Source organism: Bacillus sp. TH25, assembly GCF_016650935.1.
GTDB lineage: Bacteria > Bacillota > Bacilli > Bacillales > Bacillaceae_G > Bacillus_A > Bacillus_A mycoides.
This window is the reverse complement of record NZ_JAEKEU010000037.1, coordinates 521,662-535,884: the sequence shown is the minus strand read 5'-3', so window position 1 is coordinate 535,884 and position 14,223 is coordinate 521,662. Positions and strand designations below refer to the sequence as shown.

The 14,223-nt window shown below is 35.4% G+C and carries 16 protein-coding genes and 1 pseudogene; 4 read left to right on the top strand and 13 right to left on the bottom strand.

Annotated elements, in window-relative coordinates; all coding sequences use genetic code 11:
• Positions 1 to 4: 4 nt before the first annotated feature.
• Positions 5 to 1,093 carry a DUF871 domain-containing protein gene (locus JFT89_RS21780; protein WP_002063900.1) on the bottom strand — a complete coding sequence of 363 codons (1,089 nt, stop codon included), beginning with the start codon at positions 1,091 to 1,093 and terminating at the stop codon, positions 5 to 7.
• A gap of 318 nt (positions 1,094 to 1,411) precedes the next feature.
• Between JFT89_RS21780 and JFT89_RS21775 the strand changes: the two genes are divergently transcribed.
• Together JFT89_RS21775 and JFT89_RS21770 are read left to right on the top strand one after the other, a co-directional pair.
• A complete protein-coding gene (locus tag JFT89_RS21775; protein ID WP_002029919.1) occupies positions 1,412 to 2,614 on the top strand; it encodes an MFS transporter in 1,203 nt (400 codons plus the stop codon).
• Positions 2,615 to 3,074: 460 nt separating this feature from the next.
• A complete protein-coding gene (locus JFT89_RS21770) occupies positions 3,075 to 4,730 on the top strand; it encodes a Na/Pi cotransporter family protein (protein ID WP_002063897.1) in 1,656 nt (551 codons plus the stop codon).
• 35 nt (positions 4,731 to 4,765) lie between these two features.
• On the opposite strand, the gene JFT89_RS21765 is transcribed toward JFT89_RS21770, so the two are convergent.
• Positions 4,766 to 5,764, bottom strand: coding sequence for a YhdH/YhfP family quinone oxidoreductase (locus tag JFT89_RS21765; protein WP_016094732.1), 999 nt, complete (start codon positions 5,762 to 5,764; stop codon positions 4,766 to 4,768).
• A 277-nt stretch (positions 5,765 to 6,041) separates the two neighbouring features.
• On the opposite strand from JFT89_RS21765, the gene JFT89_RS21760 reads away from it, so the two are divergent.
• Both JFT89_RS21760 and JFT89_RS21755 read left to right on the top strand, forming a co-directional pair.
• Positions 6,042 to 7,292 (top strand): LCP family protein, encoded by a 1,251-nt coding sequence (locus JFT89_RS21760; protein WP_042889408.1) that lies wholly within the window; start codon positions 6,042 to 6,044, stop codon positions 7,290 to 7,292.
• Between the two features lie 148 nt (positions 7,293 to 7,440).
• Entirely contained in the window at positions 7,441 to 7,881 is a 441-nt protein-coding gene (locus JFT89_RS21755) for a hypothetical protein (RefSeq protein WP_002010734.1), read from the top strand.
• Between the two features lie 33 nt (positions 7,882 to 7,914).
• On the opposite strand, the gene JFT89_RS21750 is transcribed toward JFT89_RS21755, so the two are convergent.
• The 11 genes and pseudogenes from JFT89_RS21750 to JFT89_RS21700 all read right to left on the bottom strand — a co-directional run bounded on the left by JFT89_RS21750 (position 7,915) and on the right by JFT89_RS21700 (position 14,200).
• Positions 7,915 to 8,688, bottom strand: coding sequence for a sulfite exporter TauE/SafE family protein (locus tag JFT89_RS21750; RefSeq protein WP_201040566.1), 774 nt, complete (start codon positions 8,686 to 8,688; stop codon positions 7,915 to 7,917).
• Positions 8,689 to 8,721: 33 nt separating this feature from the next.
• Positions 8,722 to 9,201, bottom strand: coding sequence for a DsrE/DsrF/DrsH-like family protein (locus JFT89_RS21745; RefSeq protein WP_002063892.1), 480 nt, complete (start codon positions 9,199 to 9,201; stop codon positions 8,722 to 8,724).
• 72 nt (positions 9,202 to 9,273) lie between these two features.
• Positions 9,274 to 9,570, bottom strand: coding sequence for a rhodanese-like domain-containing protein (locus JFT89_RS21740; protein ID WP_002063891.1), 297 nt, complete (start codon positions 9,568 to 9,570; stop codon positions 9,274 to 9,276).
• Between the two features lie 15 nt (positions 9,571 to 9,585).
• Positions 9,586 to 9,945, bottom strand: a complete 360-nt coding sequence (locus JFT89_RS21735; RefSeq protein ID WP_201040565.1) for a rhodanese-like domain-containing protein — start codon at positions 9,943 to 9,945, stop codon at positions 9,586 to 9,588.
• A 38-nt stretch (positions 9,946 to 9,983) separates the two neighbouring features.
• On the bottom strand, positions 9,984 to 10,214 hold the full coding sequence (locus tag JFT89_RS21730) for a sulfurtransferase TusA family protein (protein WP_002063888.1): 231 nt from the start codon (positions 10,212 to 10,214) through the stop codon (positions 9,984 to 9,986).
• Between the two features lie 21 nt (positions 10,215 to 10,235).
• Positions 10,236 to 11,372 carry an MBL fold metallo-hydrolase gene (locus tag JFT89_RS21725; protein ID WP_033706434.1) on the bottom strand — a complete coding sequence of 379 codons (1,137 nt, stop codon included), beginning with the start codon at positions 11,370 to 11,372 and terminating at the stop codon, positions 10,236 to 10,238.
• Positions 11,373 to 11,410: 38 nt separating this feature from the next.
• Positions 11,411 to 11,971 carry a sulfurtransferase TusA family protein gene (locus tag JFT89_RS21720; RefSeq protein WP_033706433.1) on the bottom strand — a complete coding sequence of 187 codons (561 nt, stop codon included), beginning with the start codon at positions 11,969 to 11,971 and terminating at the stop codon, positions 11,411 to 11,413.
• Positions 11,972 to 12,059: 88 nt separating this feature from the next.
• Positions 12,060 to 12,323, bottom strand: coding sequence for a metal-sensitive transcriptional regulator (locus JFT89_RS21715; RefSeq protein ID WP_002063885.1), 264 nt, complete (start codon positions 12,321 to 12,323; stop codon positions 12,060 to 12,062).
• A 179-nt stretch (positions 12,324 to 12,502) separates the two neighbouring features.
• A pseudogene (locus JFT89_RS21710) lies at positions 12,503 to 12,891 on the bottom strand (DUF2606 family protein).
• Positions 12,857 to 13,264, bottom strand: coding sequence for a trypsin-like serine peptidase (locus JFT89_RS21705; RefSeq protein ID WP_033706431.1), 408 nt, complete (start codon positions 13,262 to 13,264; stop codon positions 12,857 to 12,859). Before JFT89_RS21705 ends, JFT89_RS21710 begins: the two are co-directional and overlap by 35 nt.
• Before the next feature lie 351 nt (positions 13,265 to 13,615).
• Entirely contained in the window at positions 13,616 to 14,200 is a 585-nt protein-coding gene (locus tag JFT89_RS21700; RefSeq protein WP_033706430.1) for a DUF3238 domain-containing protein, read from the bottom strand.
• Between the last annotated feature and the right edge of the window lie 23 nt (positions 14,201 to 14,223).

Here is a 14,223-nt window from a genome sequence, read left to right as displayed (position 1 = left end):
TTATCTATTTCTTTAATGTAAATCCGAATTTATCCCAAGCTTGTAAATAATCTAGTAAGAAAATCTCTTCTTCTATAATTCGCCCAACTACATTTGTTTTTCCTGTATTCACCATATCTTTTAATGCAATTTGTAATTCACCTTTATACTGGCCATATTGCTCATTATCAATTAAAAGATCGCCACGCTTAATTTCACGTGTATTGTGTGGTTTAAACTCTTCTTTTTTATATTTCACACGACTTTGTGTAGAACGAATCATATATTCAGATACATCTCCGCGATAAAAATGTGGTTCTTCTAACACAATAATTCTTTCTAACTCTGTTGTCGTTTCATAAATCTCTATATCAAAAGTTTGCTTATCTTTATTTAATTCACCAAGCGCCTCTAGTTCTTTTTCTGATGCATAAGCATTCGCAATAATAACATCATCAATTAATTCTGTCGCAAACAAATGCTTCGCCTGTGTTGTCATTGGTAATTCACGATGCTCTTCTAACGTACATAAACCTTCTGTTACCGGCCAAGGTCCGTATGTTGCATCAAATGATGAAATAAAAGCAGCTGTTCTCATGCCGTAATCTTTAAATTGTTTCGAGCATTTAATAAAATGATCGTATGATAATCCTGAATAACGGTGCGGATAGAAGTTGTGACAGCCAATTAAATTTTCACGATTTGGTCTATGACTCATAATGTTATCTACATACTTCGTACCGTTGCTCATATTAATCTCAATTTTTAAATCATACGGATTGTACGTCATAATCGATTCTTCTAATCCTGAGAAGCCGACATCTAAACGAATACCGTAAGCACCTAGTTCATGGAAAAACGATAAATCATTATAAGAAATACCTAGTTGCTCAAAAACAGACGGACTAATATCAACCAATACTTGAAATCCTAATGCATTCGCATGAGAAATCGTTTCTTTAAACTCTTCTATTATTTTCTCTTTTTCCCCATCCACAGATAGTAAACATGTGAACACACGTGTAAATCCATATTTACTTGCTAATGTTAAATACTCCTTATCTTTCTCTACTGTTGAATGTTCCGGATAAATAGAAATACCTAATCGTCTCATATGTACACGCCTCTTTCTTCATTGTTTTGTAAACCTTTTCAAATATATGTAGTGAAAAAGTATATATCCCCTTCTCATCCACTACTTTTTGAATCCGCTTTCTTTAAAGAAAAAAATTTCTATCATTCATAACAATTACTAGTCTATACATCTATACTTTACATCTTTTTTTCATAGTTGTGTAGCATTTACACAAATTTGTCAGTTTTTTCGCCTCGAAAATTGTTATACGTTTTCAAGGCACCTTTCTTGACTGTTACATTGACCAATACATATACTCGAAAGAACAGAGATAACTTTTATATAGGGGATGAATATATGGGAGAGGCAGTACTCGTAAAACGAGAACCGTTATGGACAAAAGAGTTTATTGCGCTAATTCTAGCAAACTTATGTATGTTTTTAGGATTTCAAATGTTAATTCCAACTTTACCTGTTTATGTGAAAGAAATTGGGGGCACAAGTTCAAATATCGGATTCGTTGTCGGCATGTTTACCGTTGCAGCACTTTTTATTAGGCCGCTAACTGGAAATGCCCTGCAGAAATTCAACAAAAAAATCATTTTAATGATCGGTACCGCTATTTGTTTACTCGCTATGGGCAGTTATCTTTTCGCTTCAACCGTTTTCCTATTGCTTGCCGTTCGAATTTTACACGGAGCTGGTTTTGGTATTACAACGACTACATACGGAACTGTCGTTTCAGATTTAATTCCGCAAGCTCGCCGCGGTGAAGGCATGGGGTACTTCGGTCTTTCTGGAACTATCGCCATGGCGCTCGGCCCGCTTATCGGACTTTGGCTTATGCAAGCATATAACTTCACGATTCTTTTTTTATGTGCACTTTCATGCACAATAGTTTCATTAATATTAACGAAACTACTTCAAATCAAAAAATCGCCGCAACCACCACAGCAAACATCTGGTACCTTTCTCGATGGATTTATTGAGCGTAAAGCTTTACTTCCTTCATTATTAATATTATGTATTACATTAATGTACGGGGGAATTGGGAGCTTTATCACATTATTTGCTACGGAAGTCGGGATTGCTGATATCAGTCTCTTCTTTTTATTTAACGCACTTGCAATCGCTGTAACTCGTCCGTTTTCTGGAAGATTATATGATACGAAAGGTCATACATTCGTCATCATTCCAGGAGTTATTATTACGTTTACAGGGATTATCTTGCTGTCGTATACAACTACAATTCCGAGTTTAATTATTGCCGCAGCGTGCTACGGCAGTGGTTTCGGAGCAATTCAACCGGCACTACAAGCATGGATGATTGACCGCGTAGCACCGCACCGGAGAGGAGTAGCAACAGCAACATTCTTCTCAGCATTTGATCTTGGAATTGGTGCTGGAGCGATTATTTTTGGATTCATTGCACACTTTACAAACTATGCAACTGTATATCGATATTCCTCTCTGTTACTTATTGCTTTTCTTTTCATTTACATCACAAGCTTACGGAAGCAAAAACAGGGGGATAAAACAAAAGAAAAAGCCGTTGGGTAATGCTAATTGGTTCTTTTTCGAAGTACTTAGACCAAAAAATCATGTATACACATTTGTAAAAAGCAGTGGATTCCTAAAAAAATCACACTGCTTTTTTCATTTTCATTTAATACATTCATTTCAAACCTCCCCATTTCCCCTACATATTTTTCTAACTTAAATCAAAAAATATACAAAGAACCATTATTATAAATAAGGTGACACTTTACTTAGCGCATCCAATTTGGATAGTTTACCTCTCCTATTTTTACTATCCGCAAATAGTGTGATAAATATGATTTCTTTACAAAAATTCCATTTGTAAAAGATGAAAACCAATTAAATCCAGGTGTTTCTTTAAAGATTTGTAAACTTTTCACCTCTTTGTAAATTTAGTGTAAATTTTACTAGCAAACCGTTTACAGTTACTCAAGGTTCAGTTAATAATTACATCGTACATGAAATTTAAGGAGTGGAATGCGTGGAATATAATGTTCAAGAAATGATCTTCCAGTTCATTGGTGGATTAGGTATTTTCTTATTCGGGATTAAATACATGGGCGATGGACTGCAACAAGCAGCTGGAGATCGTCTTCGCGATATTCTAGATCGCTTTACAACGAACCCACTTATGGGTGTACTAGCAGGTATGTTAGTTACTGTATTAATTCAATCAAGTTCAGGAACAACTGCTTTAACGGTCGGACTTGTAAGTGCCGGATTTATGACATTAAGACAAGCAATTGGTGTTATTATGGGTGCGAATATCGGAACGACAGTTACTGCATTTATTATCGGAATTAAAATCGGAGAATACGCTCTCCCAGTTATGGCAGTTGGAGCGATTTTACTATTCTTCTTTAAAAATAAAAAAGTACATTCTGTAGGTCAAGTTGTATTCGGTTTTGGTATGTTATTCTTCGGTTTAGAATTAATGAGCGCAGGTATGAAACCTCTTCGTTCTTTAGAGTCATTCCAAGATTTAATGATTAGCATGAGTGATAATCCAATTCTAGGAATTATTGTCGGTACAGTTTTCACTTTAATTGTACAAAGCTCAAGCGCAACAATCGGTATTTTACAAGAATTATTTGGCCAGGGTGCAATCGATTTACAAGCTGCCCTTCCTGTATTATTCGGTGATAACATCGGTACGACAATTACAGCAGTATTAGCAGCAATCGGTACTTCAATTGCAGCAAGACGTGCAGCATTAGTTCACGTTATCTTTAATATTATCGGTACCATTATCTTTACGATTATATTGATACCATTTACAAGTTTAATTCAATATTTCCAAACGTCATTAAACTTAAATCCAGAAATGACAATTGCATTTGCACACGGAACATTTAACGTAACGAATACAATCATTCAGTTCCCATTCATTGCAGTATTAGCCTGGATTGTAACAAAAATTATTCGTGGTGAAGATGCATCCATTAACTTCAAACCACAACATTTAAATCCAATCTTTATTGAACAATCTCCAGCTATTGCTTTAACAGAAGCTCAAAAAGAGATTATCCGTATGGCGGAGTTTTCATTAGATGGATTAAAAGAAGCAAACCAATTTTTAAATACACAAGACAAAAAACACGCGAACATGGCTACTCAATTAGAAGGCGCTATTAACAATTTAGATAAAAAAATTACCGAGTATTTAGTTTTACTATCAGAAAAACCACTTTCACCTTCAGATTCTGAAAAACATTCCGTTTTAGCAGGTGTTGTCGGAGATATTGAACGTGTCGGTGATCATGTAGAAAACCTTGTAGAACTTGTAGATTTCCAAATTTCAAACCGTGTTTCACTATCGGATGAAGCACTAGCTGAACTAAATGAAATGCTTGAATTAACAATTTCAACATTACAAGATGCAATTAATGCTTTAACAAACTTCGACACTGAACTAGCTCAAACGGTTATTGCAAAAGAACGTAAAATTGACCAAATGGAACGTGTTCTTCGTAAACGTCATGTGTTACGTCTGAACGAACGTAGCTGTTCAGGTGATGCAAGCATCATTTTCGTTGATATGGTAAGTAACTTAGAGCGTATCGGTGATCACGCTGTAAATATTGCTGATGGCGTTTTAGGTGAACAAGGAAAAGTAAATTTAAAGCAATCATTATAATAGGAAAAGAGACGCTCAAATTAGCGTCTCTTTTTTCATTTCATATTTACAACCGTTCTTCCTTTTAATTTTCCTTGCAGTATAAGTGTAAACTTCTCATCTAATTCTTTTAATGTACATTCTTCTGTATAAGATAATAGCTCTGAATTTTTCCACTCACCTGCTAGCAATGCCCACACTTCTCTTCTCACATCTACTGGACATTGAACTGAATCTATTCCTAAAAGGCTAATCCCTCGTAATATGAATGGGTATACAGTTGTATTTAATTCATGCCCTGCTACGTTACCACACGTTGTTACACAGCCTCCATACTTAACTACCTTTAAAGAACTTTCTAACATGTTTCCGCCTACAGTATCGACAACCCCAGCGTATATTCCTTTAAGCATCGGTCTTCCTGATTCATCACTCAACTCCGCGCGGCGAATCATCTTTTTTGCACCTAAACGTAGCAGCATCTCTTTCTCTTCCATTTTCCCTGTTGCCCCTACTACGCTATATCCTAGCTTTCCTAAAATACTAACTGCTACACTGCCTACTCCGCCCGTAGCACCCGTTACTAAAACATCTCCCGTACTAGGTGTAATTCCCGCTCTAATGAGCTTATATACCGATAAGGCAGCTGTAAAACCGGCTGTCCCGTACATCATACTTTCCTTCAAAGACATTTCTTTTGGTAAAGGAACGACCCAAGATGATGGCACGCGAATATATTCTCCGAAACCACCAGAAGTATTCATGCCTAAATCATATCCAGTTACAATGACTTGATCCCCTTCCTTAAAGGAGTCATTTCCACTACTAACAACCTCTCCCGCTGCATCTATGCCAGGTGTATGAGGATATGTTCTCGTTACACCTTTATTACCAGTAGCTGAAAGGGCATCTTTATAATTTAATGAAGAATAATAAACACGTATTAATACGTCTCCTTCAGGTAAACTATTAATTTCTCTCTCAACAAGCTTTCTTTCAAATTGATTATTTTCTTTTTCTTTCACAACAATTGCTTGGAATGATGTATGATTCATTACGCTCTCTCCTTCATCCGTAGAATACTTCTTTATTATATAAAAAATGAATGTAAAGCTAATCGCTTCTTCTTGGCTATATTTCAACAAATCTTACTTCTCTATCACTTTCTCACAATACATATTTTCATTTCTACTAAAACACATTATACTTGTTCTACATCTTTAAAATAAAATATAGAAAATCTGACTTTTTATAAATAAATTGAATTTTTACGAAATGTAAATGATTTGTAATGTTTTTTTCGCTAAATTTCATTATAATAAGTGGATATGAGTGTCGTATTTCAATCCAAATGAAGGAGTACAAGAAATGGAGCAAAACCCATCTTTACAAGAAAATACACGAAGTAAACCGAAAAATAGTAAGAAAAAAACAAAAATTATTATAAGCGTTATTCTATTAGTTTTAATAATAGGTGGCGGTTATACATGGTTTTTAGTAAATAAAGCATCTTCTGCTGTTCGAAACGCCGCTCACGATTTAGCACGCGGTGATAAGTCTGATTTACGTGCTAAAGCTGTAAAACCTATTACAAATAACGTCTCTGTCTTAATAATGGGCGTTGATGAAAGCGATGTCCGCGGAAAAGAATATGGTGAAGCTATAAGAACGGATGCACTATTACTTGCAACGTTTAATAAAGATAGCAAAACTGTAAAGCTATTAAGTATTCCACGTGACACGTATACTTATATTCCAGTAGAAAAGAAAAAAGATAAAATTACACACGCTCATGCATTCGGTGCTACCAAAAACGGAAAAGATGGTGGACCACAAGCTAGTATTGATGCAGTTGAAAAATTAATGAATGTTCCCGTCGATTACTTTGTAAAATTCAACTTTAAATCATTCATGAAAATCGTTGATGATTTAGGCGGCATTGAAGTTGACGTACCAGTTGAGTTTACTGAACAAGATAGTAATGATAACGCCGATGCAATTCACCTGAAAAAAGGTGTTCAAAAGTTAAATAGTGAAGAAGCTCTTGCTCTTGCTAGAACAAGGCACATTGATAGTGATGCAATGCGTGGACAACGTCAGCAACTTGTTATTGAAGCAATTTTAAAGAAACTAACAAGCGCTGGGTCTGTAACAAAAGTTGGTAACATCATTGATGATATTAACGGACAATTCGTTACAAACTTAACATTCGATGACATGCTTTCATTCTATAAATATGGATCGGATTCGGAAATTGAGAAATTACAACTTCAAGGTGAAGATTGTTACATGGCAAAAGGTGATGATACATGTAGTAAGTCAGCTGGTGGTGGCCGAACTTACTACTACAATCCAGATAAAAAAGAATTAGCTAATGTTACAAACGAACTTCGTAGTCACCTTGGACTACCTGCCTATACAAAATCTGATTCTGATTCTGATTCGAAAAAAACAAGCTCAGAGAAAACAAAAGAATCTAAGTCTGAAAATACGAGTGAACGCGAATCAAGTAACAATGAAACTAAAGATAAGAATAAAAATAACAGTCAAGATACAGAAACATCGTCTAATGACAATGAATAAAGTGAAGCAGTGCTCTATGGAGGTAGAGCACTGCTTCTTTTTAATGCTTTCAAAACAAAAAATCAGAACTTTCCAACTATCTTTTTTAATATTTTTAAATTATAATAAATAATAGTAATCTATTCCAATTATCAGGGGGCTCATACATATGAAAGCTGCAGTAAAACATAACATTTCAGATTTTAAAGAGTACTTAAAATCAAACGATATATACATGGAAGAAAATATAGATGAAAATGATGGTTCGGTACATTTTTCAGTAGGATTAGAAACAGAAGCTGGCGCAAAAATTCAACTTATCGCTGCTTTCCAAAGCGAACATCCTGCTGTGGATATATACTGCTTCAATGTTGCTCTTGTACCTGATTCAACATCAAAAAATGACATTTTACATGTCATCAATGAATTAAACACATCTTATCGATTTGCAAAATTCACGCTAAACAAACAAAATGCAATTGATATTTCAACATCTCTTGCATTCTCAGAACCAAACTTTAATCCCGCACTTGTCTTTGAACACACGAGAATGCTATATAAACTGGCAAACGATGAATATAAGAACTTAATGAAAGTTATTTGGGCGTAAATAAAAAGATGGTGCTACAAGAGCACCATCTTTTTATTTCGATATCATATCAATCCACATCTTTATCGCAGTTCCTACAATTAAAGCGGACAATACATATTGCAAAATTTTTTGATTCAGTCTCTTCCCTACTTTCACTCCAAGAGGAGCGGCAAATAAACTTGCTATCGCAACGATAAGAGCCGGAATAACAACTATTTGTCCAGTAATCACTTTCCCAGTAGTAATTCCTATCGAGGAAATAAAAGTAATAGCGATAGAGGTTGCTATTGTCGTACGTATCGGTAGTTTTAAAACAACTAGCATAATCGGGACTAAAAGAAACGCACCACCAGCCCCAATAATGCCGGAAACACTTCCTATAATAAACGCTAACAAACTAGCTAGCCATTTATTGTACATAATCCCCTCTGATCCCTTACGATCGCTTCGCTTCGGTATAAACATCATAATAGCCGCGATAGTAGCTAATATTGTATAAACAACATTTACAGCATGCTCATTTAATAAATTCGCGCTAAAGCTACCTACAAAGCTTCCTATTAATATACTAGCTCCCATATACACAACCAACGTTTTATCCATATCGTTACTTTTCCTGTACGCCCACGCGCCTGCAAAAGTTGCAAAGAATACTTGAACTGCTGTAATACCACTCACTTCATGTGATGTATATCCGGAAAATCCTAGCAATACTGGAATGTATAGGATCATCGGATAATTAATAATTGCACCGCCAATCCCAACCATCCCTGATATGAACGAACCTATAAATCCAATAATAAAAAGTAGTACTGTTAAACTCATATTGTATCCCCCGCCTTCTAAAAAGAAGGTGATTTAAATAAATAAATTCACATTCCCATCCGAAGCATCTGCTAAATATGCACCTACTCCTGCAAACTCTACCCCTTCCATAATCTCTTCCTCTTTTAACCCTAATAAATCTACTGTCATTTGACAAGCTACAAGCTTAACCTCTTGCTCTTTCGCCATATCAATTAAATCTGGCAAAGACATCGCATTATGCTTCTTCATAATGCCTTTAATCATCTTTGGCCCCATACCAGCAAAATTCATTTTTGATAATCCCATCTTATCAGCGCCGCGCGGCATCATTTTTCCAAACACTTTCTCTATAAACGTTTTCTTTACTTTCACATGCTCATCTTTCCTAAGCGCATTTAAACCCCAGAAAGTATGAAAAATAGTCACCTCATGATCGTACGCCGCTGCACCATTTGCAATAATATAAGCTGCCATCGCCTTATCATAATCTCCACTAAATAAAACAATCGTCGTTTTCTTCTGTTGTTCCATGTTGTTCTCCTCCTAATTACCTATGGGGGTATTTAATTATTTATAAAAAGGCTCAAATCATTTATCTCCGTACTATACAACTTTACCTTCCCAAGCTAACATGCCACCTACCATATTTATGGCTCGAAAACCGTAACTCTCTAAAAACTGAACTGCTCTTGCACTTCTCCCGCCTGAGCGACAAACGATAATATATTCTTTATTTTTATCCAGCTCATGTATTCGAAACTCTAGTAAACCTGACCTAATATGAATCACTCCTGGAATTTTCCCTTCCATCACTTCTTCCACTTCACGAACATCAATCACATGTATCTCTTCATTTCGTAACAATCTTTCCTCTACTTCTCTCGCTGTTATTTCTTTCATCTTGCTATCCCTTCCTTACAAAGCGTTCATACCGCCTGAAACATTTATAATGTGCTGAAATCCTAATTTCTTTAATACTTTTGCTGCTTGCTTACTTCTCATCCCGCTCTGACAAATAACGATTACTTCCTTATTTTTATCTAGCTGATTTGCCTTACTAACTAACTCATTTAGCGGGATATTCTGAAATCCTCTCATATGATTTCCTCTATATTCACCTACTGTACGAACATCAATAAAGTACTTCCCCTGTTTTCCCACTATACTTTTTAATTCTTTTCCATTTATATTTTGAACACCTTTCACCGGTAAAAAACGTGAAATAACAAACCATGCAGCAAATACAATGAACAGCGTACTTAATATTGTATTCATATAACCAACCTCTCCGCCTTTATAAAACTAGTTCTTCACTACGCCTTCTTAATCCAAAACTTCAGCACATCGTCTTCTATATTATGCTTTACTATTTCATGACCGCCTGTTTTTGACCATGCTGGAATATCCTTAACTGACCCTTTATCCGTTACATGTACTTCTAACACTTCTCCAGATTGTAAAGTATCCATCGCTCTCTTCGTTCTTACAATCGGCATTGGACATGCTAAACCTTTCGCATCTAATACTTGTTTTACATTCATCATCTATTCCTCCAGTTTGTTATTTTATAATGAATCATGAACTGCACAACGATTTGGGCCAATCTCCATTTCACGCTCTTCTTCCACACTCGGATAAATCTTACCCATATTCGTTTGACGAATTTCTTCATAAGCATTCGGCTGAGGCGGTAAGTTCTCTGTCACAGTTTTACGAAACTCTCCCTCATCAACAATATTTAACCCTACATTCTCCTTAAATAAATCTTGTAAATGCGCACTCACAATGCCTCTGTCGTCCATTTCACTTATTTTTGAATAATGAGCTGGTAAAACAATTAAATCTTGAGACAGTTCCTTATAAAGTTTATATAACGTATTTCGTAAATCACTCACCCAATCTTCAGCCTTCCCAGCAAGATCTGGACGGCCAATTGAATCTACAAATAAAATATCACCTGATAATAAATAGGAATCATCTACAATAAATGACGTACTCCCAATCGTATGCCCTGGTGAGTATAACGCGTCAATTCCAATTTTGGTACCCCCCACCGTAATAACAGATCCTTCTACAAGTGGTTCGTATGAGAAAACGACTTCCTCCGCATCTTTTGGAGGTAACCAATACGTACCACCTACTTTTTCAGCTAACTTACGACCACCAGAAATATGGTCTGCATGTAAATGTGTATCCATTACATTCGTAATAGTAACTCCATGCTCTTTCGCAAATTCCTCGTATGCTTCAACCGTTCTTACTGCATCAATAACTGCTGCTTCACCGTTTGAAACGACCATGTAAGATAAACAGCCTTTTCCAAGACGGTTAAATTGATATATACTCCCCCCGCCCTGTACATCTCCTACTTTGAGCGGCTTTACATATTCACTCCAAGCTTTCATCCCACCAGCTAAATAGGAAACATCGTTGAAACCAGCATTCAACAATTGCTCCGCAACAAACTGCGAAGAACCTTCTTTCGCACATACGACTAAAATCTCTTTTTCTCTCGGTAATTCATCTACAATATGATCTACACCATCTAACAAGTCAAAATAAGGTTTATTTATAGAAGAAACTTGTTTCCCTTCAATTTTCCAATCTTCATAATCCGTCTCATTACGAACATCTAAAATAAACAAATCTCCGAATAAAACTTTCTCTGCAACATCTTTTGCTTGTAACATCTTAATGTTCATTTAATTACCCCCTTAGGTATATTTTTATTTAAAAAATTTTATTTCTCCACATTCCCTTGCCACTCTAACATACCTGGAATGACATTTTTCACGTTTGAAAAACCTTTTTCTTTCAACATTTGACACGCTATATCACTACGATTACCCGTTCGGCAAACAACATAAATTGGTTTCGCACTGTCTAACAAAGCACTATCTAATTCACCTAACGGCACCGAAATTGCGGATGGAATATGACCAAAGACGAATTCCGCTTCTTCACGAACATCTAATACAGTGCAATCCTCACCACTTAATAATATATTTTGCAATTCCCCATTCGTAATCGTATAAGGATATTTCACAACTTCATTCACTTCATGCTCATGGGCTTTTCTTACATAATGCTTTAATATATCTCCCTCTTGTTTCGTCCCGATATATTGATGCCCTACTTTACTCGCCCAACTTTGAATATCTAACGTAGATCCTTTATCTGTTGCCTCGATTTCAATCACTTGCCCTGATGCCAATCTTTCCATCGCCTTCTTCGTCTTCACAATCGGCATCGGACAAGCCAATCCTTTACAATCTAAACTCGTATCCACTTTTATACTCATCGTCATTTCCTCCCTAATCACTATACATATACCTGTAGGGGTATAATAAAATGTTTTTGAAAATCTGTCAACACATATGTTTGACAGATTATCGGCTTTTTACAAGTAATTGAACAGCTTCTTTAATTAATTCTTCATTTGAACCATTTCCACTTTCAAACTGTTCACGTAAACATTGCTCTAAATTTGTTCCCACAACGAGTCCAATTGTACGATCTAGCGCAGAACGGGATGCAGTTAACTGTGTAATAACATCTCGGCAATCTTTTCCCTCTTCCATCATGCGAAGCACACCACGAACTTGACCTTCAATACGTTTCAATCTATTTTTCATATCTTGATTATATTCCACTGTAGACCACCTCCGTAATTATAACTATATTATACATTACTTTGTAACTTTGTATAATATCATATACCCTTGAGGGTATATTGTAAAGTTTTTAATTTTAAGCCTATAATTTATACTTTCTAACCAGATAAAAATAGACCGAATCAACCATATGGCGGGTTTCGGCCTATCCTTATTCATTAATTTACGTTAATCGTTATTAATTCAGCTATATTTCTATCATTAATCACAATCGCTTTTTTCTCATTATTCGGCAGTAAAATTATATACTTCCCTTTTCTGGGAGTCTTCCAAATAAATTTTCCTTCTTGATTAGTCTTCCCTATCGAAATTACGATTTCTTTGCTAGGCCCAGGGGATTCATCTTTATAAGCATAATTTCAAAATCTTTTATCGGTTGTTTCTCTTTATTCTGAACATAGAAAGTTATAGGATTACCAACCTTACTAGCATGCTCCTCATTATTTGCTATACAACTAGACATCAAGATTATGACCAATATACAAAACAAAATCCCAATATACTTACTATATTTATTCAGACCATTTTTTAATATTATTAAAAACATCGTCTGTTATCCGATTTCCAGAATTCATATTTTTATTTCCTCTTGTATGAATGGCTATTATTCTGACACCCGTATCAAAATAATGGTATACAGGTGATCCACTTTGCCCCTCATAAGTATCAATCCTATATGTTAAAATTCTAGGGTTAACGCCTTCAAACGAAGGCGAAACAAGATCTTCTCCTCTTAGATCATTACTATACAAAGATTGTTCTTGAAAAAGTACTCTTTCTCCCTCATTCGAAACTGATGTCCAAGGTACATCTTCTGCATATACCTTCTGATTCACCCAAAATACCATATAAAAAAAGATAAAGAGAACACCAAAACTGTAAAGAGCCAATCTACATCTTATAGAAATAAAGCTATACACTTTAACTTACCTCCTATATAAATGATAGCGAACAATTGAGGATCCCCTTTATAAATTCTAATTTTTCTTTTCTTAGAAGTCAATGTAATTAATAATGATTATCATTATTAATTACATTGACTTAACAAAACGATAAAATTATTTACATTCTTTACTTTGAGTTAAAAAAGCTTAGTTCTTCCAAGGATTCAGCTGTAAAGAAAAGGAGTTAGGTGGGAGATCAACTTCCCGTAAATGCCCAATTGGTGATGGCTAATACTCGGCGGATACTATGACTAATACAATATATCTACTACAAAAAATTCATTTCATTTACGAACGAAAGAATCAACCGTTTTATTATCCTACTTCCTATAATCTCTTTGTAAAACTATACTCCATCTCTCCACCTAAAGCTCCAGCTGTATCACCAGTTTCTCTAAAATCATGTGTATAAATTTGCTCAAATGAACCAAAATCTACTTGTTTATAAAATTCATAACAAGGGAATCCATCATGCTCTCCTTGAATATCGATACTACCATCCTTTTTAACACATACAGTTAATAAATAATCCACAGGAGGTGCATATATATTTAATGGATTACTTGCACTGGCACTCATTTTGAATTGGACACCATCAGAATTCCATGCAATATGAGTACACACAATATTTTCAGTACTCGCTTTTCCTGTTCTTTTATTCACAGAACCATCTGGATTTGTAATCTTCTCTGTCGTAATACCCGTGTTTGCATATGAAAACACTTCTTCTTTATAAAAATCTACTACTACCTCTTGCTCAACTCTAGAGCGCATAGTATTTACCGCATGTGGTGTAAATTCACGTGAATCACCTTCGAATTGGATTACTTTTCCCGTTTGTACATCCTTCTGTGGTTCTGTCCACGACATTGGAATAAATACGTTAGCTCTAATTTTAACGATATTAACCATGTGAAACCTCCATTAATTCTATT